Consider the following 21,579-nt stretch of genomic DNA (forward strand, 5'->3'; position numbering starts at 1 on the left):
ATGACAGGGGATCAAACCACTCCCGTCAGGCTGGTCGTCGGCACCGCCGGGGCAACCGCAGCATGGACGCGCCACACGCAAGCCTAACGATCTGCCGTCGCTCTCGTTCCATCCGATGTGGGAAAGGCGGGGCGACGGCGTCCTGCGCCGTCGCCTCTTTTATCAAACGGAATGTTTCTTCCGCGTGGTGGTTCTTACGACCTGCGCGGGTGCGACATCCGGTTTGCCGAAGAGATAACCCTGCGCCTGCGCGCAGCCCTCGTCGACGACCATGCGATATTGCGCATCCGTTTCAATCCCCTCCGCCGTGACCGGCAGATCGAGGCTGCGGCCAAGGCCAATCACCGCGCGCACGATGGCGCGAGCATTGTCATCGTCGCTCATGGCGGCGATGAAACTGCGGTCGATCTTTATCTTGTCGAAGGGGAAGCTCTGCAGGTTGCTGAGCGAGGAATAACCCGTGCCGAAATCATCCATGACGATGGCGACACCGAGCGCCTTCAACTGGTTGAGGATGATCAGCGTCGTCTTGCGATCTTTCAGAAGGGCAGCTTCCGTGATTTCGAGCTCCAGCCGGTTCGGCGAAAGCCCGGTCTGCATCAGGACGGTGCAGACGACATGACCGAGATTGGCCAGCGAAAACTGCAATGGCGAGACATTCACCGCGACCTTCAGATGCGGCGCCCAGCCGGCCGCCTGACGGCAGGCCTCGCGCAGCACCCATTCGCCGAGCGAGATGATGATCCCACTTTCCTCGGCAATCGGAATGAAGACATCCGGCGGCACCACGCCCCGTGTCGGGTGCTGCCAGCGCACCAGCGCCTCGTAGCCGACGACCTGGCCGCATTCGACTGACAGCACCGGCTGATAGTTCAACAGCAGCTCGTTGCGATTGATGGCAAGCCGCAGATCCGTCTCGAGCTGGCGGCGTTCGCGCGCCTCCTGATCCATCACCGGGTCGTAGAAGGCCAATATGCCGCGCCCGCCCATCTTCGCGCGGTAAAGCGCCAGATCGGCGGCATGCATGATGCTTTCGTGATCCCGGCCGTCCCGCGGGAACACGGCGATGCCGATGCTGACGCCGACGGAGGTCGGATCGTTGGCGACATTCATCTTCAGTGCGAACATGCCAAGGATCGTTTCTGCCAGCAGGCGCGCCTCTTCCGCCCTGGTGTGGCGCGCGGTCAGGATGACGAACTCATCACCACCGAGACGGGCGACCACATCGCCTGCCCTTGCACATTCATCGAGAATGGCGGCGACCTTTTTCAGGACGCGATCCCCTTCGGCATGACCGAATATGTCGTTGACAGCCTTGAACCGGTCGAGATCGAGCGCCAAGAGCGCAAATTCGTCATCCTCGTCGCAATGCTCGATCTGCTGGTGAAGACGGGTCTGGAACATGGTGCGGTTGGAAAGGCCCGTCAGAACATCATGGCGGGCGAGATATTCGATTTCCCGCTGCGCTTCGCGCTTTTCCGTGAGGTCACGGATGGCCATCACCTCACAGGGGCGGCCGCGATATTCGATCGTACGCACGCTGAGTTCGAATATCTGCGCTTGCCCGGCACGCTCGCGCACCGCCTCCACCGGCGTGTGGCGTGGCAGATAAGCGGGCTGCCCGTCGATCGCCTTGAAGAGATCGTCGGGGTTCTGTCCGACCAGCGATGCTTCATCCCTGCCCAGAAGGCCGGCAAAACGGGTGTTCAGCTCCACGATCCGCCCATCGCGGACGACGGCGAGGCCATCAAGCGTCGCATCGACGAGACCCTTGAGATCGACGAGATAACGATCCACTAGGGCCGCGGCGGCGGTGGAGGACAGGATCAGGAACGTGACGCCGGAAATGGCGCAGATCATGATCAGCCGCGCGACATTGTCGGGATCAGGCCCGGATACGGACGGATCGGGCGAAAGCACCGTGGCCGACATGGTCGTGAAATGCAGCGCGCAGATCGCGAAAATCGCCGATGCGGCCGGCGCGGCGATGCGCTTCCAGGAACCGATGCGACAGAAAAGAAAAAAGGCCAGAAGGAAAGATACCCAGGCGACCGCAAAACCGCCCAGCACCGGTCCCCACCGGTAGCTGATCGTGGCGGCGACATCCATTCCCGCCATTCCGACGAAATGCATGACGGCGACCGACAGGGTGATGAGCGTGCCGACGATAACAGGGCTGTAAGCGGCCTGCGAGCGGGCGGTGAGCGCCAGCCAGAAACCGATAACGGCGAAAACCGCCGACAAAGCCGTGAAGGCGAAATCATAACCGATCGGAACCGCACCCTTATAGGCGAGCATGGCGACGAAATGCGTGGCCCAGACGCTCAGGCCTCCGGCAAAGGCGGCAACCAGCACCCAATAGGGCTTACGGCCAGCCGGACTTTCCTCCGCACGCAACAGAAGGTGAAAAAAAGCAAACATGCCAAGCAGGCAGATAACAGCTGCAAGAAGAACGACCGCCCGGTCGTGCTGTATGGCAACGCATTCCAAAACCGTGAACATGATGCACTCTCCCAGCCTCTGAAGAACCGCTCACGGTGGCACTATGGGAGTGGTTTATTTATAAATCTCTAATGCAACCCTTGATAATTGCATCAATATTTTTTCGCGCACGAAAAATAGTCCGGGCCGGCGTGCCAAGCTGTAACACTTTTGGCAAACCGACCCGAAAAAGTGATCGACGGAAGCCTTTACTTCCAGCTTCGATAATCTGCCGCGGTGCATCCGAAAGGCGCCGGACCATCGGCGAAACGCTCCTGCAGACGGGCGCAACCCCACTCGTTGAGTGCTGCCGGCAGCATGTTGTTGATGTCCATTCCGGGTGAGTTGAATTGCGACGGAGCGCTCGTGACATACCACAGCCAGTAACCGAACACCGCGACGATGATGACGGCAACGATGGCAACGAAAATGCCCAGTCTGCGCAGCAGGCCCGGTCCTTTCTTCATCGCCGCAGCCTCGGCCGCAGCAGCCCCCTGCGTCTCAGTCGCGACTATCGGGGCAAGCGATGCCAGAGCCTCCGCCCGCTCCTGCTCCGTAAGGTCGATCCGCTCCAGCTGATCATCGAGCAGAACCGGCAACGCGCTGTTGCCATGCAGGACCGCGAGCGCCACATCATGTTTGCCGGTATGGCCGACGACGACGGGAATGCGACCACGCTCCAGATGCGTAAAGGATTGCCGTTTGGTTTTGTCGTCCCTTACCGTATCGGCATAGGTCACGAAAAGACGGCTGCGTTTTTCGGCAACGGCCGTCAGCGCGACCGGGATGACGGTCAAAGGCGCGGGCTTGCGCAGCTGCAGACGAACCCGCAGGACACGAATAAGCGTGAACAGCATCGCAAGACTGCCGAAACCGAGCAGGGCGACGAACACGCCGAGCGTGATGATGCGGTTCCAGAGCATATCGAGGCCCAGCGAAATCGTTGCGAGTTCCGGGTTCTTCGCAGAAATGACCAGCCCGGTTTCGTAATCGCCGGAATGGAAATCGACGAACATGACCTCGACATCCTTCTTGTAGCTCACACCCGCATGTTCGTAGGAAAGATCCGCCTCGCAGGTCGTGAAGATCGCCTTGCGCGTCTTGCAGCTGCCGTTGATATCGCCGTTTTCAATCTCCAGCGGGTCTTTGCTGATCTGATAGTCCCGCAATATGCCCGGGCCCTCGGCCACGAGCATGACGACCGTGATCACCAGAAGCACGGGAATGGAGAAATAATAGGCTGCCGGCACCGAAATGACGCCACGTTTGAGGCTAAGCGGCCGCGACGGAAGTTTTATCTGTGCAAGGTTCATGGTCGTCAACGCATTCTTCGGGAGGTGGGTGAGCGGAGTTCGCGACTCTCGCCCGACGGAAGGAATAGTCATCGGACGGTCTAATCCGATGAAGTCCTTGAGAAAACCCCTGAAATTACGGGATGACGTGCGACAATCCTCTGCCGCGTCCGGGCTTCGCGGTTGGCCGCTGATAAAAAACGGGCGGTAAAACCGCCCGTCGCAGGTTTTTCAGAGACTGTGGTTTGCCCTTAGTCTTTCGTGACCTTTTCCAGCCGGGTCGTCTGGCTGGGATGGCCCACATAATCCTTCACGCGCGCATTCAGCACGATCGGCTCGAATCTCTCGAACATCGGCAGCACCGCCGGCTTCTGGGCGACGAACATTTCCTGCATCTGGGTGTAGATTTCCCCGCGCTTCTTGGCGTCCGGCTCCAGCGAGGCCTTTGCCGTCAGCGCGGTCAGTTCCGGAATGTCCCAGGCTGAGCGCCAGACGAAATTACCGGCATTGTTGGCGGCAAGCGAGTTGTCGGGATTGCTGGAAAACTGCTCCATCGAGCCCAGCACATTCGGCATGTAGGCGCCGGTCTGCGGAATGAGCAGATCGAAATCCCGCGCGCGGTGGGCGGCAATCACGTCCGAACCGTTACCCTGCTGGATATTGACCTTGATGCCGATCTCGCTGAGCGAGGCCTGGATCGCGGTGGCGAGGTCGATGCGTGGTGTCTGCGCGATCGTCTTCAGATTGAGCGTGAAGCCGTTCTCATAACCGGCCTCCTTGAGCAGGGCCTTCGCCTTCTCGACATCGAGCTTCCAGTCCGGGCTCGGAATGGCATATTCGAAGTTTTCCGGCACCGGCACCGTGCGCGCCCGACCGTAAGGACCCATGATGGTCTTTTCCATGCCCTTGTAGTCGATGCCATAGGCAATCGCTTCGCGGACTTTGGGGTTGGACAAGGGCTCCTTGCCGGCATTCATGGATAGGACGTAGAAGCCGCCCGTGGGCACACGCTGGATCTGGAAACCTTCCTTGTTGTTGAAGATCGCAAGGTCGGCAGCTGTCAGCGCGCTGGCGATGTCGATATCGCCGCGTTCCAGCATCAGGCGCTCCACCTGGCTTTCCGGCACATGGCGAACGATGACGCGGCGCATTTTCGGGCTGCCGGCCACATAGTCCTTGTTGGCCTCGAGAATGATGATCTCATTCGGCGACCAGCGATTGAGCGTAAAAGGACCGGAACCGGCGGAATTGGTTCTCAGCCAGCCATTGCCCCAGTCGCCATTGCTCTCATGTGACTTGAGCTCCTTGCTGTCGACGACGCTGGCGATGACCATGGCCAGACGGTAAAGAAGCAGTTCGGAGGTCGTTTCGCCGGAAAGATCGATGCGTACCGTTTTTTCATCCGGCGCGCTCACCAGCTTGTCGACATTATCGGCGTTATAGCCAACGCGCTTGAGGTTGGCTGCGGCCGCCTGGTTCATCTTCAACAGCCGGCCGAGCGAGTAGACGACGTCTGCCGAGGTTACCGGATTGCCCGAGGCGAAATTTGCCTCGCGAAGATGGAAGGTGATGCCCTTGTCATCTATCTCCCAGCGTTCGGCAAGCTGCGGTGAAACCTTGCCCGAACCATCGACCGAAATCAGGCGGTCATAGAGGTTGGACATGATTTCGTTGGCTTTTCCTTCGGTGGCCTGATGCGGGTCGAGCGACAGCACCTGGGCCAGCGAGGTTCCGATGACAAGCTGGTCGTTGGGTGTCTTGGCCAGGGTTGGCGCGGCCTGCAGCAGCATCGCCCCAAGGGCCGTGGTGAATGCGAGACGGATCAATGTTTTTTTCATACCTGCTCCTCCTACAGATCGGTAATTCGTGTCTGGAAAACGAGCCGGCGACGCAAAGGACGTCGCCGGTTTAATTCGTCAAAGATGTTTGTTATCAAGCGCTTCGATCAAGGCGGCGATGTAGCCGTAGCAGAAGGCGAAAGCGACACCGACGGCATCGCGCCCGGCAATCGTCGGCACATGGTCTGGCATGATCATGTAGCGATAGCCGAGTTCGTGATAGAGTTTCAGCGACCGCACCATGTCCATGTCGCCCTCATCGGGGAACGTCTCCATGAAGGAGAGTTTGCCGCCGCTGATATTGCGGAAATGGACGTTGAAGATCTTGTCGCGGCTGCCGAACCACCTGATGATGTCGTCGATCTCCTCGCGCGGATTGTCGAGCATCTCGCCGATCGACCCCTGGCAGAAATTCAGGCCGTGATAGGGATTTTCGCGCATCTGCACGAATTTCTTCAATCCCTCGACAGTGCCGAGCACACGCGTGACACCCTTGTAACCCGGCGGGGTATAGGGATCATGAGGGTGGCAGGCGAGACGCACCTTGTTGCTTGCCGCAACCGGCACGACGCGTTCGAGGAAATAGTCGATGCGTTCCCAGTTTTCGTCCTCGGAAAGAACGCCCGCGAGGCCCGGCGCGGCGTCATGATCCGCCTTATCCCAGCGCCAGGCTTCATTAAGCGATCCGCCACGTCCGCGTTCCATCTCCGTGCGCGGAATGCCAATGAGGTTGAGATTGTATTTCGCCGCAGGGATACCGGCCCTGGCGATATCTTCTATCATCTTGCAGACCGCATCGATCTGCCGGTCACGGTCCGGCCCCGCCAGCAGGATATCGGGATACGACGCCTGTTCGATGGGCCGGGACGGCAGCGGCAATTGCACCATGTCCAGGACAAGGCCAAAGCTTTCGACCTTGTCACGGTGGCGTTCAAAGTCCTCGAAAGTCCAGCTCGCGGGCTTTCCGGGCGGATCAGCGTTGATGTTTTTGACGCCGAGCTGCGCCCAAACCTTAAAATCCTCGTCATCGCGCGCAGCAACCTGGGTGCCGACATACATCGATTCTCTCCTCTCTCCATGCAAGTCATCATATGACATCGCATGAAATAAGATGAGTGTCGAGATGCTATTGCGCTTCCGAGAGCAACCTGTATCGGCGCTGGCTCGCAAGCATATGTTCACGCATGGCTTTTCGCGCCGCGTCGGGATCCTGTTCGACGATGGCGCGCAGGATTGCCTCGTGCTCGGCCTGCACTTTGCGAAGATAATTCGCGTCACCGGTTTCCGGCAGCGTCGGGAACTGCCCGCGCGGTATGGAGCGCGAACCGAACTGACGCAGCGCCTCCAGATAAAAGCGGTTATTGGTGGCGATTGCGATGGCCGTGTGAAACTCGTAATCGGCATCGACCGTGGTTTCGCCCGCATCGATGGCGCGGGCCATTTTCCGGTGCGCCGCAGAGATTGCGGCCTCCTGCTGGGCTGTGCGGCGATAGGCGGCGATTGCCGCCGCCTCGCCTTCCGTTGCAAGCCGGAACTCCAGCATTTCCAGCGTCTCTGCAATGGTGCCGACCTCGGATTGCGTCAGTTTCACGCCGGCCCATTCACTGGTATTGCTGACGAAAACCCCCTTGCCCTGAATGGGAACGACATAGCCGGCGGAACGTAAATCCGCGATCGCCTCGCGAACCACGGTGCGGCTCACGCCATAGCTGCGCTCAAGCTCCGGTTCCGTGGGAAGCTGATCACCGTTTTTCAGTTTTCCACTGCGAATTTCTGCGCTGAGATTATCGATGATCTGTTGCGCCCGCCTCTCCCGCGGCTTCACCCTGTCGCCCATCATGCCATTCTTCCCTCTTGCAGAATACGAATCCCTTCGCTACTCATATGATGACATGACAGCACGTCATATGTTTTCATGTTAACTCAGGGAGGAGTTGGGATGAAGTACCATCGAGAGTTTTTGCAAAGGAGAATTGCGCGTCTGCGGCGAGCAGCGTGCAAAGGCTTCACCGCTGACGGCGTTCTTGCAGGGAAGTACGGCCAGCAATGACGGAGATCTCACTGCGCGGGCTTGGACATCGTTTTCTGCAACTGATCGTCAGCCTCTTCATCCTGCTCTGCATCACCTTCATCATCGGCCGGGTCATGCCGACCGATCCGGTCGGGGCGATCGTCGGCGAACTTGCCGACCCCAAGGCCTATGAGGCCATGCGAGCGCGGCTGGGGCTTGATCTGCCGCTTTACCAGCAGTTCTTCATCTACCTGCGCGGCCTGCTGCATGGCGATTTCGGTATTGCGATCCTGACCGGCAATCCGGTGACCCGGGATCTTGCGCAGGCCTTCCCCGCCACTTTCGAACTCGCCACGCTGGCGATCATCATCTCGACGGTCGTCGGTGTCCCGCTCGGTCTTGCCGCCGCCCTCTTCCGCGATACCTTCATCGACAAGTTCGCGCGCGTTTTTGCGCTTGTCGGGCATTCGATACCGGTCTTCTGGTTCGGCATCGTCGGGCTGGTGATTTTCTACGCAAACCTCAACCTTGTCGCGGGCCCCGGCCGGGTCGATGTCTTTTACGAAGGCCTTGTGGAACCCAAGACGGGATTGATGCTCATCGACACCCTCCTTGCGGGCGAGACGGAAATCTTCTGGAACGCGCTTGGACACATCATCCTGCCCGCCATCATCCTCGCCTATATGGCCATGGCCTACATCACCCGCATGACGAGGGCCTTCACCCTCGAACAGCTCAGCCAGGACTATGTCATCGCGGCACGGGCAAAGGGCGTCAGCCCAGCACGCACCATAACTCGCCATGTGCTGCCCAACATCGCCGTGCAGCTCATCACCGTCCTGGCGATCTCCTATGGAAACCTGCTGGAAGGCGCCGTGGTCACGGAGATCGTCTTCTCCTGGCCTGGCATCGGCCAGTACATGACGAATGCGCTGCTCATCGGCGACATGAATGCAATTCTGGCCGCCACGATCGTTATCGGCTTCATATTCATGCTGCTCAACTTCTTCGCCGATCTGGCCTATACCACGCTTGATCCCCGTACACGGGAGGCCGCCCGATGACCGATATCGCGCATAACAATACTGTTGATCGACCCAGCGCCCTGTCGCGCCTGTCGACCACCACCATGCGGACGCTTCGAAAGCTCGCTGACGAACCGCTTGGCATGTTCGGCTTCGCCATTCTGGCCATTCTGGTCGTGGTCGCCATTTTCGCCCCGCTCATCGCGCCTTACGATCCTGCCCGTCAGGCGCTCGAAAACGCGCTCCAGCCTCCCAGCTGGGCGCATCTGGCCGGAACCGACGAATTCGGCCGCGACATTTTCAGCAGGCTTGTCTACGGCACCCGCATCACCATCCAGACGGTTTTGTCAGTCTCGATCATCGTTGGTCCGATCGGCCTTGCCATTGGCGTGATGGCCGGTTTCTTCGGTGGCAGAACCGACGCGATCCTGATGCGCGCGACCGATATCGTCCTGTCCTTCCCGTCGCTCGTGCTGGCGCTTGCCTTTGCGGCCGCCATGGGCGCCGGTCTCGGCACGGCGATCATTGCGATCTCGCTGACCGCATGGCCGCCGATTGCGCGTCTTGCCCGTGCGGAAGCGCTTGTCGTGCGCAATACCGATTATGTCGCCGCCGCCCGTCTCTATGGCGCCTCGCCGCTGCGCATCCTGTTTTTATACATTGCGCCGATGTGCATTCCCTCGGTCATCGTTCGCCTGACATTGAATATGGCCGGCATCATCCTGACCGCCGCTTCACTCGGCTTCCTTGGTCTAGGAGCCCAGCCGCCGCTGCCGGAATGGGGCGCGATGATCTCCAGCGGCCGCAAGTTCATGCTCGATTACTGGTGGGTCGCCGTCATGCCCGGCATCGCCATCCTGCTGACGAGCCTTGCCTTCAACATCGCCGGCGATACGCTGCGCGACCTCCTGGATCCGCGTCATGCCCGTTCCTGATAGCTCCCCCATCCTTTCGGTCCGCGACCTCAATGTCCGTTTCGGCCGCAACACCATTCCGGCCGTGTCCAACGTCAATTTCGACGTCGGGCGCGAAAGGGTCGGTATCGTTGGTGAATCCGGCTCCGGAAAATCCACCACCGGTCGCGCCGCCATGCGGCTCCTGCCGAAAAGCGCCACGGTGACGGCGGAGCGGATGGACTTTCTCTCCGAACCGCTCCTCGAGAAATCCGAACGGCAGATGGGCGCGATCCGCGGCAGCGAGATGGCGCTGATCATGCAGGATCCGCGTTACTCGCTGAACCCGGTGCTGCCGATCGGAAAGCAGGTGGCGGAGGCAGCCGAACTGCATCTGGCGCTGACCGGCAAGGCGGCGAGAGGTGCTGCCCGCGACATGTTGCTGCGCGTGCGCATCAACGATCCCGACCGCGTGATGGCGCTTTATCCGCACCAGATATCGGGCGGCATGGGCCAGCGCGTGATGATCGCCATGATGCTGCTCGCCAAGCCGAAGCTGGTCATTGCCGATGAGCCGACCTCGGCCCTCGATGTCAGCGTGCGCAAGGATGTGCTTTTGCTTCTGGACGAGATGGTGCGCGAGAATAATTCCGGCCTGATCCTCATCAGCCATGACATCCGCATGGTCGCGGCCTTCTGCGAACGCGTACTGGTCATGTATGGCGGGCGCGTCGTGGAGACGTTGACCAAGCTGGAGGATGCGCAGCATCCCTATACGCGCGGCCTGATTGCGGCGATGCCCGATCCCCGCAATCCGGTGCGGCGTCTCAAGGTGCTGGACCGTCAGGCAATCGATGCGGAGGTGATGCGATGATCACGGTAGACAAGCTCGACGTCGTCTACGGCACCAAGGAAAACCGCAATCACGTCGTGCGCGGCGTCAGCCTCATGGTCAACAAAGGCGAGACCCTTGGTATCGTCGGCGAGAGCGGTTGCGGCAAGTCGACCTTGCTGCGGTCGCTGGCGGGGCTGGAAGCCGGCTGGACCGGCTCGATCAGCTTTAACGGCAAACCGGTTGGCAAGACCCGCAGCCCCGACGAACTGAAGCTGGCGCAGATGGTATTTCAGGACCCCTATGGTTCGCTGCATCCACGCCACCGCATCGGCCGGGCGCTCGCCGAACCGATCCGCGCGATGGGCCTTGGCGATGGCTGGTCGAAGGTTCCCGCCGCCCTGCAGCAGGTGGGCCTGCCCGCACATTTCGCCGAGCGCTTCCCGCACGAACTTTCCGGCGGCCAGCGCCAGCGCGTGGCAATTGCCCGCGCGCTGATCCTCGAGCCGCCGATCCTGCTGCTCGATGAGCCGACATCCGCGCTCGACGTCTCCATCCAGGCCGAAATCCTGAACCTGCTTGCCGACCAGCGCGAAGAACACGGCCTGACCTTTGTTCTCGTCAGCCACGACCTCGCGGTCATCGCCCATATGTGCGACCGCGTGCTGGTCATGCAGAACGGCGTTTTTGTCGATGAGTTGACCAAGGCCGATCTTGAAGCGGGCGTTACCCATTCGGCCTATTCAGGCGAGCTGTTCGAAAGCAGTTTTCTCTGAAATCCTCCGTCGCGACATGGTCGGCAATAGCCTGAACCGCGACGGAGCTTCCTCCGGATGGACATAGGGTCTGCGGCTCGCGCCAGCCGCGGACGCGACAATCAGTTCAGCCGATCTCCGTTTTCATCCGAAAACAGATGGATGCAGTCGAGCGCTGGCGAAACCCTTATCTCGTCGCCAACGACCTGCCCTATGCGTTCACGAAAGACGCCGAGCACCCTAGAGCCGCCGAGTTCCATGGTGACCTGCGTTTCCGATCCCAGCGGTTCGACGAGCATTATCTCCGCCGGTACACCGGACACATCGAGTGAGAAGTGCTCCGGGCGGATACCATAGACGGCCCCTCTTCCCGCCAGACCGGCCGCAGTAGCCGGCGGGGGCAAAACCACACCCCCGGTTTCAAAACCGCCCGCCGATATCGTCCCGGACAGAAAATTCATCGATGGCGATCCGATGAAGCCGGCGACGAACTGATTTGCCGGACGGTCGTAAAGTTCAAGCGGCGTGCCGACCTGCTCGACCCTGCCGCCATTCAGGACCACGACCCTGTCCGCCATGGTCATCGCCTCCACCTGGTCATGCGTTACATAGATCGTGGTGGTCTTGAGCTTCTGGTGCAGCGCCTTGATCTCGCCACGCATGACGACGCGCAATTTCGCATCGAGATTGGACAGGGGTTCGTCGAACAGGAACACCTGCGGATTGCGAACAATGGCCCGGCCCATCGCGACACGCTGGCGCTGGCCGCCGGAAAGCTGGCGCGGATAACGGTCAAGCAGCGGTGTGAGGCCAAGGATATCAGCTGCCCAGTTCACCTTCTCGGCGATCTCCTGCTTGCTCGAACCACGATGCTCCAGCGAGAAGCCCATATTGCTGGCGACCGTCATATGCGGGTAAAGCGCATAGGACTGGAATACCATGGCGATATCGCGGTCCTTCGGGTCGAGATCGTTGACGATCCGCTCGCCGATCCTGAGTTCGCCGCCGGTAATCGTTTCAAGACCGGCTATCATCCGCAGCAATGTGGACTTGCCGCAGCCGGAGGGGCCGACAAGGACGACAAATTCGCCATCCCTGATGTCGAGATCGACGCCGTGAATGGTTTTCACCGCGCCATAGCTTTTGCGGATGTCGGACAGGGTAACGTTAGCCATCAATCAATTCCGGTTCTTCAGCCCTTGAGGCCGGTATGGGCGAGGCCTTCGACGAACTGCTTCTGGGCAATCACGAAGACGATGAGCACGGGCAGCGCGGTGAGCGTCGCTGCGGCAAGCTGGATGTTCCACATCGGCCCGCCATAGGCGTCGGTATATTGGGTCAGCGCCTGCGGCAGCGTGAACATCTCGGCGCTGGAAAGAAAGACGATCGGCTCGAGGAACAGGTTCCAGGAATGCAGGAAGGTGAAGATTGCGACCGACGCCAGCGCCGGTTTGGCGAGCGGCAGCGCAATCTTGCGGAAAATCTTGAAACGCCCGAGACCGTCGACACGCGCCGCCTCTTCCAACTCGCCCGGCAGCGTCACGAAAAACTGCCGCATGACGAAGGTGGCGAAGACACTTGGCGCGCCGAAGATCGGAACAAGGATCAGCGGCCAGTGGGTGTTGACCATGCCGGCCTTCAGGAACATCTGGAACAGCGGCACGATCGTCACTTCCGAGGGGATGAGCAGGCCAAGCAGCACGATCATGAAGATGGCATTGGCGCCCGGAAACCGGATCCGCGCAAAAGCATATCCCGCCATGGAGGAGACGATCATCGTGCCAATCGTCACGACAGCGGCAATATAGGCGGAGTTCCAGTATTGCCGCACGAAGGGCTGCAACTCGAATACCTTCGAATAGGTCGTCCAATCCTGGTTTTGCGGAAAGAACTGCGGCGGGAAGGCGAAGATGTCGCTGATCGGCTTGATCGACGATGTCACCATCCACCAGGTCGGAAAGACGAACGGGATCAACAGCACGCACAACAGCCCGTAAAGCACCACCTGCATGCGGGGGGAAAGGTCAGCTTTCATAAAAGACGATCCTCTTGCGCATCTGCCACTGGGCGAAGGTCAATACCGCGACGATCAGGAACAGCAGGATGGACAGCGTCGAGCCATAACCGAAGAAATGGAACTGGAAAGCCTGCTGATAGAGGTAATAAACCAGCACCGTGGTCGAGAGACCCGGCCCGCCCTGGGTGAGAACCGCAATCTGCGCAAACACCTGCAGCGAGCCGACGATGGTGATGATCGAGGTCAACAGGATAGTGGGGCTGATCAGCGGCAGGGTGATGCGACGAAACTGCTTGAAGGCGGGCGCACCGTCGATGCGGGCCGCCTCGTAGAGTTCCTTCGGCACGCCCTGAAGGGCCGCCAGAAACAGGATCATGTTGAGCCCGACATTCTTGAAGACCTGCACGACGATGACAGAAATCATCGCTGTCGTCTCCTCGCGCAGCCAATTGGGCCCCTCGATGCCGATCATCAGCAACATGCCGTTGATGCCACCGTTCTTCTGCAACAGAAAACCCCAGACAATCGTCCAGGCGACCAGCGAAACGACCACCGGCGAGAAGAACAGGGTTCTGAAGATCGCAATGCCGGCAAGTTTCTGATTGAGCAGCACGGCAAGCAGCAGCGCCAGCGACAGGTTGAACACGACAAGCCCGGCGGAGAAGATCGCGGTCGCGCCCAGCACCTCACGAAGATTGCCGTCCTCCATCAACATCCGGTAGTTCTGCGTACCGGTATAGGTGAAGGTATTGGCGAGCACGTTCCACTCATGCAGCGAATACCAGAACACCAGCCCGAGCGGGATCAGCACGAAGATGACGATCCCGATCAGTTGCGGGGCGATGAACAGAAAGCCTGCGAGGCTGTCGCGCCGCGCGATGGTCCAGAACGCCGATACCGGGCGATCTGGACGACGGGTAACTTCCTGCGCGACAGCCATGGCTTTCTCCTCAGCGCTTCAGGAGCGGCCCGATCTGGCCGCAGATTTTTTGAAGCGCCCCCGCGACATCGGCCTCCGGCCGCCAGACCGCGTCAAGGTTCGAGCGCACGATCTGCTGTATCTGCGCAAAGCCGGTATGGCCGGGCATCACCTTGCCGGTGGCGATGCCTGATATGACGACCTTTTCGATCTGCTCCTGGCTGAGCAGCGGATTGGTCTTTTTCAACACCTCCGCATTCAGCAGCGACTTGCGCGCCGAGGGAAAGAACTGGCTGAGCTTGGCGGAATTTTCCGGATTGGTCATGTAGGCGACGAACTCGGCTGCAGTCTCGGCATTCTTGCCGGACTGCATGACGCCGATGCCCGCCTGGCCGATCAAGGCATATTCGCCAGCCGGCCCCTTGGGCAGCGGCACGAGGTCCCAGCCGAAAGGCTTGTCCTTCGGCAGAAGCGAGGCACGGCTGATCTGGGTTATGGTCATGGCCGCATTACCGGCAAAGAAATCGACCGTCTCGCCCGGACCGGGCATGGCCTTCTTCTCGAAGATGGCGTCGTGGATGAACGAGACGGCATCCGCCATCGGCTTTTCCGCCATGGTGCAGGTTGCACCGTCAGCGCTCCAGGGGGAAGCACCCCAGCCGTTCCACACCGAGGTGAGATATTGCCAGCTCTGGTAATTGAAATCACGGACGACAAGCCCGCCCTTGCCGGCTTTTGCGACGGCAGAGGCCGTGGCGATGGCGTTCTCCCATGTCCATTCGCCGGCAGCGATCATGTCCGCCGGCGTCTTGGCGCCTGCGGCCTTGATGAGATCATTGTTGACGAAGACGGCAAAGGGTGAGGTCGAGAACGGATAGGCAAAGAGCTTGCCATCCTGCGACCAGCGTTCCGTGGCGCCGGCGCTGACTTCCTCGAGATTATAGCCCGGCGCGGCCTTCAGCGTATCGGTGAGCGGGTAGAGCGCACCGGATTTGACGAAATCATAGGCCGAGGTCTCGAAAATCCAGGCCATGTCAGGCGCATTGCCGCCCGCAATCTGGGTCGTGAGCGCAGTCGTATAGGTGTCGAAAGGCAGGGACTCATAGGTCACGCTGACGTTTGGATGATCCTTCTTGAAGCCCGCCGCGATGTCGTTGAACAGCTTCAGATGCGCCTCGTTGGCGCTCCAGATTGTCATGCGCAGCTTGATCGCATCCTGCGCCGCTGCGGCTCCTGCGAGCGCAAACGAGCCGATGAGGGCCAGCGCGCAGGCGGTGGATTGCATTTTCCAATGATTGTTCATTCCCAGTCCTCCTCCAAAGATGGGTTCGATCGAACGGCAGTCCGCCGTCCTAATAGGCCGCTATGTCCGGCCAGCGTATTTCGATGCCTTCGCGGGTCAGCGCCGTCTGGAAGACATGAAGATGGTCGTCCTCTTCCTGCACCTGATGCGGTGTGAGACCTTTTTCCAGGCAGTGGGCCGCAAGCATTCCGGCCACTTCGCCGATATTCCATTCGACCGGATGCAGCCGGTAGCAACCGTTGGTGATATGCGTCGTGCCGATATTCTTGCCGGCTGGAATGAGGTTCTTCACGCGCTGCGGGATCAGCGCGCCGAGCGGAATCTCGAAGGGGCAGGAAGGCACGTCGATGTAATTGTCGCCGCCGGTCGATGGATGCAGATCGATGCGATACATGCCGATGCCGATGCTGTCGCGATACCGGAAAGCCCCCCTGTCACCGCGAACCGTGTAGGAAAGGTCCTGCTCGACGATGCGCGTGACCGGCTTGATGCGGCGGCTTTCACGAATATAGGGCGCCATGGCGAGGCCATGTTCGGTGCCGGTGATATCGCCTCTCAGCCGCAGCCCGCGGAAACCCTGCCCGCCATCAAGACGCGGCGCTTCCGTCTGCAGCCAGTAGAAGACCGCATAGGAAAGGTCCGCCGCCGCTTTCAGATGCCGCGCCTTTTCCTCTTCCGACACATCGATGATAGTGCCGTCCATATAGTCGATCATCGGCCAGTTCACGAGGCAGATGTCGGACTTGTAGAAACCGGGCGTAAAGTTCTTCCGCGCCGCGATACGGCGGAAAATCCAGAGGTTTTCATCGCCGCCGCCCTTGCGCTGGTCGGCATCGACCAGCAGCGGATCGTCATCGGGATTTGGCGTGAAGGATCGGGTGGTATGATCAAGCGTGCGCGGATGCGGCGCGGTGAAGCCGAGGAGCGGCCCGCCCCAGAAGTGCGGCTGGTAAGAGCGCCAGTAATCGTAATTGTCAGGCTTGTCGATCGTCTGGTCACCGTCGACATGGTCGATGGCAAAGCAGATCGATACGGCCTGCACATTGTCCGGCTGGACTTCAGCCGGCGCACTTGGTTCACCCGTGTCCGACTGCGCCTCGAAACCCTTGGCATATTCCGTGCCCGTCATCGGCAAGAGATCGCCGAGTTCGGTGGCATCGAGGATGTAATCGGCGGAAATGACGATTTCAGCGCCGCTGTCGCGATGGCGGACGGTTACTGAGCGAACCCTGTCGCCCTCGACATCGGCCGCGACCGGACGCCAGGGCTTGAGTACCGTCAGGCGGCCGGCGCCGATATAGGGCATCAGCATGCTTTCCATGACCGCGAGGCTGACACGCGGCTCGGCGCAGATGCGGCTCACCCATCCGCCACCCGGATTGAGATCGCCCCAGGCCCGTGCGCCTTCCGTCAGCGGATAATGGTCACGATAATATTGCCGCACACCGTTGCGCAACGCCCGGTAAGAGCGGGTGATGCCGAATTGCTCGACCCATGTATGCTCGTCCGACGGAACGGCCTGACTGGTCAATTGCCCGCCGATCCAGTCATATTCCTCGGTCATGATAACGCGCTTTCCGGCCCGTGCGGCAGCCAGTGCCGCCGCCACGCCGCCAAGGCCGCCACCGACCACGAGAATATCTGCTTGCATGTCTTTCACGTCGTCACATCCGTTTTGTTGACTGGGGACTTGTTTGCGGAGGCTGCCGGGGCCGGGCCCAATGTTTCCCCTCTGACGGGTTCACATTTGAGAAGGATTTGGCTACCCGGACTGCCGGTCTCGATGCGGTTGACCAGCATGGCAGTCGCCTGCCGGCCCATTTCCTCGCGGGGAATTTCATAGGAGGTGAAGCGCACCGGGCTGCGTGCGGCCCTGATATGGCTGCCAAGCACGATCATCGAAAAAGCCTCGGGCACGGCAAGCCCGCGCGCCCTTGCCAGGGTTTCGACACGCACGGCATCGGCCAGCTCTATGAAGAAGGCTGCCGTCGCCCCGCTTTCAAGGATGGCATCGAGGATCTTGTCGGCCGGCCGGTTGACGGCCTTGATATGAAGGGCAAGCGTGGCTGCATCACCGAGCGCCGCACTGAAACCACGCCAGCGGTCGGCGATCGATTCCGCCGGGCCATCGGGGCCGATATAAGCGAGCTTCGAGTGCCCCAGCGCTCTCGCGTCCTCGACAAGCTGCCGCGTTCCCGCGGCATAGTCGCCGCCCACATAAGGAACCGGCCCACCGGCATCTTCCCGTCGGCCGATCGCGACGAAAGGATAGTCTTCCGAGACCAGCCGGGCGAGTTCCTTGCGGTCGAATTCGCGACCGAGAACCAGACAGCCATCGGCGATCCTGAGCCTGTTGCCTTCCGAAAAAATCTTGCGGTTATTGCCGACGCCGGCGCTGGTCAGCAGCAGAAGATCATAAGCCTGCTGCTGCGCTTCTTCCTCGATACCCAGCAGGAACGGCGTGAAGAAGTCGGCCTGCGCGCTCGGGAAAGCCGGCTCGTAGGTGAAAACGCCGAGGATACGGTTCAGCCCCTTGGCCATTCGCCGCGCGATCGGGTCGGCGACATAACCTGTCTGGCGAATGACCGCCTGTACCCGCTCGCGGGTTTCAGCCGGGATGCGGGCAATCGCGGCCGGTGCGCCATTCAGAACCAGCGATACCGTTGCCTGACTGACGCCGGCGAGCTTGGCGATGTCGTTTTGCGTGAGGCGTTTGTGATTGGCCACCCGATGCCCTCCCCGACATCCGATCGTTGCTAATACGTATTAGCCGCTAATGCGCATTAGCACTATTTCCGGGCGCTGAGTCAAGCGACAAAGATGCATTTGCTGCGGGAGGCCACGGGGTCTGACAAAAAGCCTGCCCCGCGGCGGCCTTGGGTGGGATCGGCTATAGCAGCCGTAAAATAGCGATCAGGCCGGATTCACGGACCCGAAGAGGCTTTCTCACCGGTGAGCTTCTGTTCAAGCAACCACGTCCACATCGCTTCGTCCTTCAGCACTTTCCCTTCGACCGCTTCATGGTCCGTATCTTCGAACACGGTAAGCCGGACATTTCGTTTCAGTTCCTGAAGGCGTTGCACGAGGACCACCGTGTCGGACAGCGGAATCACAGCGTCATTTGCGCCATGAAAGGCCCAGAAGGCTGTTCTGTCATTCGTTCGATTGAGGTAATGCCGGATACCGCCGCCGGCGATCGGGACAATCGCGGCAAAAGTTTCGGGGAATTGCGTGGCCATCGACCATGCGCCGAACCCTCCCCGGCTATAACCGATCAGATAGATGCGCTCGCGATCCACCCGATGATCGGCCACCACCGCCTGAAGAACACTCGCCACACGTTCGATCGGATAGAGCAGCTCCTCACTCGGATTTTGCGGCGAGAGCACCAGAAAAGGAAAATCGCGGCCTTCTTCGATCATTTTCGGCAGGCCGCTGCGGCGCAGCTTTTCGATGTCGCTGCCGCCCTGATCGCCGCCATGCAGCCAGACGACAAGAGGATAGGTCTTATCCGAACTGGCGTAGTCCTTGGGCGTGTAGAGCAGATAGTTGATATCAGAGGCGATGGTGACATCGGATTTCATCGCCTTCTGTTCGGCCTGGGCAAAGGTCGAGGCAGCGATTGCGGCGACAGCGATCAGGCAAAGTTTCAGATGCTTCATGGTCTGGTCCTCCCAAAATGCGCCTCCTCCCGAGGCGCGATTATTGAACTCGCGGATCACCGGGTTGGTTCAAAGGTTTCGCGGCAGAATGCGAAAATGCACTAATTAAAATCAAGAATATCAATATATTTCAGAACAATATCGCCGCTTCCTAATGCCTAACTTGATCTGCGAGTGCGGGATCGGGCACGCCCGGCAACCGGCAACCACCGACGAACTGCACGCAACCTTTCGAAACGATAAATCTCACCACTGACCGCGTTTAAACGACGGGAAAGAGGCGTTCAGCATTTGTTCTGGATTGGTGTTTGAGTCTTTGCTAATCATTGCGACCACAGGGCAGACAATGGCCGGCGATTCCGACAACTGCCATCTCTGAACGGGTCCTCACCCTGAGGACAGGCAGGTATCAAGGATTGTTCGCATGGCGGTTGCCTATCTGGAAAAGCTCAACGAACAGCAGCGCAAGGCGGTGGAGCATGGCGTTGGGCTGACAGATGGCCACACGGCCGGGCCTCTGCTGATCATCGCCGGGGCCGGTTCGGGCAAGACCAATACGCTCGCCCACCGTGTCGCACATCTGATCGTGAATGGCGCCGATCCCCGCCGTATCCTGCTGATGACGTTTTCGCGGCGTGCCGCCACGGAAATGTCGCGCCGCGTGGAGCGTATCTGCAAACACGTCCTTGGCGGCAATTCGGGAGCTCGCACCGACGCGCTCGCGTGGTCAGGCACCTTTCACGGCATCGGCGCCCGCCTGTTGCGCATCTATGCCGAGCAGATCGGGCTCAACATCGATTTCACCATCCACGACCGCGAAGACAGCGCCGACCTGATGAACCTTTCCCGGCACGAGCTGGGTTTTTCCAAGACCGAAAGCCGCTTTCCGACAAAAGGCACCTGTCTTGCCATCTATTCGCGCGCGGTGAATTCCCAGACGCCGCTCAAGGACATATTGCGCCAGCATTATCCCTGGGTCGCCAACTGGGAGAGTGAACTCAAGCAACTGTTTGCAGCCTATGTGGAGGCAAAACAGGTTCAGAACGTACTCGATTACGACGATCTCCTGCTCTACTGGGCCCAGATGGTCAGCGACCCCATTCTGGCTGATGATATCGGCAACCGCTTCGACCATGTCATGGTCGACGAATATCAGGATACCAACCGGCTGCAGGCCTCCGTGCTGATGGCGCTCAAACCCGGCGGCCGCGGTTTGACCGTGGTGGGCGACGACGCGCAGTCGATCTATTCGTTCCGGGCGGCGACAGTGCGAAACATCCTTGACTTTCCGGCGTCCTTCAGCCCGGCGGCCGACATCATCACGCTTGATCGCAACTATCGCTCGACGCAGCCGATCCTTGCGGCCGCCAACGGCGTGATCGATCTGGCGCGCGAGCGGTTCACCAAAAACCTCTGGACCGAGCGGGAATCACTGGAGCGCCCGAAGCTCGTGACGGTGAAGGACGAAACCGAACAGGCGAACTTCATCATCGACCAGATTCTCGCCAATCGCGAAACCGGCATGACGCTGAAACAGCAGGCCGTGCTGTTCCGCACCTCCAGCCACAGCGGGCCGCTCGAGGTGGAACTGACCCGCCGCAACATCCCCTTCGTCAAATTTGGCGGCCTGAAATTCCTCGACAGCGCCCATGTGAAGGACATGCTGGCAGTGTTGCGCTTCGCGCAGAACCCACGCGACCGCGTCGCCGGTTTCCGGCTGCTGCAGATGCTGCCCGGCATCGGACCGAAGAAGGCCGGCAATATTCTCGATGCTATCGCGACGGACCCCGAGCCGCTGCTTACCCTTGCTGAAATTCCGCCGCCGCCGAAGACCGGCGACGACTGGACAGCCTTCACGCAGATGCTGGTGGGCCTGCGGCAGGTCCCGAATGGCTGGCCGGGGGAAATCGGGCAGGCACGGCTGTGGTACGAACCCCATCTCGAGCGCCTCCATGAGGACGCCGACACCCGCAAGGCAGATTTGCTGCAACTCGAGCAGATTGCCGGCGGCTACCCCTCACGCGAGCGCTTTCTGACCGAGCTGACGCTCGATCCACCCGACGCCACCAGCGATCAGGCAGGCGTGCCGCTGCTCGATGAGGACTATCTCAGCCTGTCGACCATCCATTCGGCAAAAGGCCAGGAGTGGCGTTCCGTCTTCATCCTGAATGTGGTCGATGGCTGCATTCCCTCCGACCTCGGTGTCGGCACCACCCAGGAACTGGAGGAAGAACGCCGGCTGCTCTATGTCGCCATGACCCGCGCCAAGGACAGCCTGTCGCTGATCACGCCGCAACGCTTCTTCACCGGCGGGCAGAACCAGCAGGGCGACCGGCATGTCTACGCCGCAAGAACCCGCTTCATACCGGCGACCCTGCTGCAATTCTTCGAAACGATGACCTGGCCACTGGTTTCGGCCGCCGCTTCGGAACGCAGTGCGCAGCAGATTCGGATTGATGTGGGTGCGCGGATGCGGGCGATGTGGAAATAGGGCCGCAACTATGTGCCGGTGCATAGCTGGCACCTTGATAGAAAGCGATCGAGCTGAATA

At 60.2% G+C, this 21,579-nt stretch carries 17 protein-coding genes; 5 read left to right on the forward strand and 12 right to left on the reverse strand.

All coding sequences use genetic code 11. From position 1 onward, the window contains the following. Window positions 1-162 precede the first annotated feature (162 nt). The 5 genes from CFB10_RS19970 to CFB10_RS19990 all read right to left on the reverse strand — a co-directional run bounded on the left by CFB10_RS19970 (window position 163) and on the right by CFB10_RS19990 (window position 7,451). Window positions 163-2,502 carry an EAL domain-containing protein gene (locus tag CFB10_RS19970; RefSeq protein WP_020009783.1) on the reverse strand — a complete coding sequence of 780 codons (2,340 nt, stop codon included), beginning with the start codon at window positions 2,500-2,502 and terminating at the stop codon, window positions 163-165. Between the two features lie 188 nt (window positions 2,503-2,690). Continuing rightward, complete coding sequence (locus CFB10_RS19975) at window positions 2,691-3,794, reverse strand: hypothetical protein (RefSeq protein WP_020009782.1); 1,104 nt, start codon at window positions 3,792-3,794, stop codon at window positions 2,691-2,693. Window positions 3,795-4,024: 230 nt separating this feature from the next. Beyond that, entirely contained in the window at window positions 4,025-5,563 is a 1,539-nt protein-coding gene (locus tag CFB10_RS19980) for an ABC transporter substrate-binding protein (RefSeq protein ID WP_244559880.1), read from the reverse strand. Window positions 5,564-5,689: 126 nt separating this feature from the next. Beyond that, window positions 5,690-6,670, reverse strand: a complete 981-nt coding sequence (locus CFB10_RS19985; RefSeq protein WP_020009780.1) for a mannonate dehydratase — start codon at window positions 6,668-6,670, stop codon at window positions 5,690-5,692. Window positions 6,671-6,737: 67 nt separating this feature from the next. Next, on the reverse strand, window positions 6,738-7,451 hold the full coding sequence (locus tag CFB10_RS19990; RefSeq protein ID WP_020009779.1) for a FadR/GntR family transcriptional regulator: 714 nt from the start codon (window positions 7,449-7,451) through the stop codon (window positions 6,738-6,740). Window positions 7,452-7,657: 206 nt separating this feature from the next. Here CFB10_RS19990 and CFB10_RS19995 point away from each other — a divergent pair, with 206 nt between their 5' ends. From CFB10_RS19995 to CFB10_RS20010, 4 genes are read left to right on the forward strand one after another with little or no spacing between them, the layout of a single operon-like run. Beyond that, the gene (locus CFB10_RS19995; protein ID WP_003505592.1) at window positions 7,658-8,686 is read left to right on the forward strand and encodes an ABC transporter permease; all 1,029 of its coding nucleotides are present in this window, start codon (window positions 7,658-7,660) and stop codon (window positions 8,684-8,686) included. Next, window positions 8,683-9,582 (forward strand): ABC transporter permease, encoded by a 900-nt coding sequence (locus CFB10_RS20000; protein WP_020009778.1) that lies wholly within the window; start codon window positions 8,683-8,685, stop codon window positions 9,580-9,582. The genes CFB10_RS19995 and CFB10_RS20000 overlap by 4 nt, the downstream gene beginning before the upstream one ends. Then, a complete protein-coding gene (locus tag CFB10_RS20005; protein WP_003505590.1) occupies window positions 9,569-10,414 on the forward strand; it encodes an ABC transporter ATP-binding protein in 846 nt (281 codons plus the stop codon). Before CFB10_RS20000 ends, CFB10_RS20005 begins: the two co-directional genes overlap by 14 nt. Next, window positions 10,411-11,148: an ABC transporter ATP-binding protein gene (locus CFB10_RS20010; protein ID WP_020009777.1), complete on the forward strand. Its 738-nt coding sequence runs from the start codon at window positions 10,411-10,413 to the stop codon at window positions 11,146-11,148. The genes CFB10_RS20005 and CFB10_RS20010 overlap by 4 nt, the downstream gene beginning before the upstream one ends. A gap of 101 nt (window positions 11,149-11,249) precedes the next feature. Here CFB10_RS20010 and CFB10_RS20015 read toward each other — a convergent pair whose 3' ends face one another. The 7 genes from CFB10_RS20015 to CFB10_RS20045 form a co-directional block, all read right to left on the reverse strand. After that, complete coding sequence (locus CFB10_RS20015) at window positions 11,250-12,302, reverse strand: ABC transporter ATP-binding protein (protein WP_020009776.1); 1,053 nt, start codon at window positions 12,300-12,302, stop codon at window positions 11,250-11,252. 17 nt (window positions 12,303-12,319) lie between these two features. Further along, window positions 12,320-13,162 carry a carbohydrate ABC transporter permease gene (locus CFB10_RS20020; RefSeq protein ID WP_020009775.1) on the reverse strand — a complete coding sequence of 281 codons (843 nt, stop codon included), beginning with the start codon at window positions 13,160-13,162 and terminating at the stop codon, window positions 12,320-12,322. After that, window positions 13,152-14,084 (reverse strand): carbohydrate ABC transporter permease, encoded by a 933-nt coding sequence (locus CFB10_RS20025; protein WP_020009774.1) that lies wholly within the window; start codon window positions 14,082-14,084, stop codon window positions 13,152-13,154. Before CFB10_RS20025 ends, CFB10_RS20020 begins: the two co-directional genes overlap by 11 nt. A 10-nt stretch (window positions 14,085-14,094) precedes the next feature. Next, window positions 14,095-15,366, reverse strand: coding sequence for a sugar ABC transporter substrate-binding protein (locus CFB10_RS20030; protein WP_020009773.1), 1,272 nt, complete (start codon window positions 15,364-15,366; stop codon window positions 14,095-14,097). A 49-nt stretch (window positions 15,367-15,415) separates the two neighbouring features. Continuing rightward, window positions 15,416-17,017: an FAD-dependent oxidoreductase gene (locus tag CFB10_RS20035; RefSeq protein ID WP_020009772.1), complete on the reverse strand. Its 1,602-nt coding sequence runs from the start codon at window positions 17,015-17,017 to the stop codon at window positions 15,416-15,418. A 5-nt stretch (window positions 17,018-17,022) separates the two neighbouring features. Continuing rightward, complete coding sequence (locus tag CFB10_RS20040) at window positions 17,023-18,093, reverse strand: LacI family DNA-binding transcriptional regulator (protein WP_020009771.1); 1,071 nt, start codon at window positions 18,091-18,093, stop codon at window positions 17,023-17,025. A gap of 197 nt (window positions 18,094-18,290) precedes the next feature. Continuing rightward, window positions 18,291-19,028 carry a prolyl oligopeptidase family serine peptidase gene (locus tag CFB10_RS20045; RefSeq protein ID WP_020009770.1) on the reverse strand — a complete coding sequence of 246 codons (738 nt, stop codon included), beginning with the start codon at window positions 19,026-19,028 and terminating at the stop codon, window positions 18,291-18,293. A 424-nt stretch (window positions 19,029-19,452) separates the two neighbouring features. Here CFB10_RS20045 and CFB10_RS20050 point away from each other — a divergent pair, with 424 nt between their 5' ends. Then, entirely contained in the window at window positions 19,453-21,519 is a 2,067-nt protein-coding gene (locus tag CFB10_RS20050) for an ATP-dependent helicase (protein WP_020009769.1), read from the forward strand. The last annotated feature ends 60 nt before the right edge of the window (window positions 21,520-21,579 follow it).

Source organism: Agrobacterium sp. 719_389, from assembly GCF_900188475.1.
GTDB lineage: Bacteria > Pseudomonadota > Alphaproteobacteria > Rhizobiales > Rhizobiaceae > Agrobacterium > Agrobacterium radiobacter.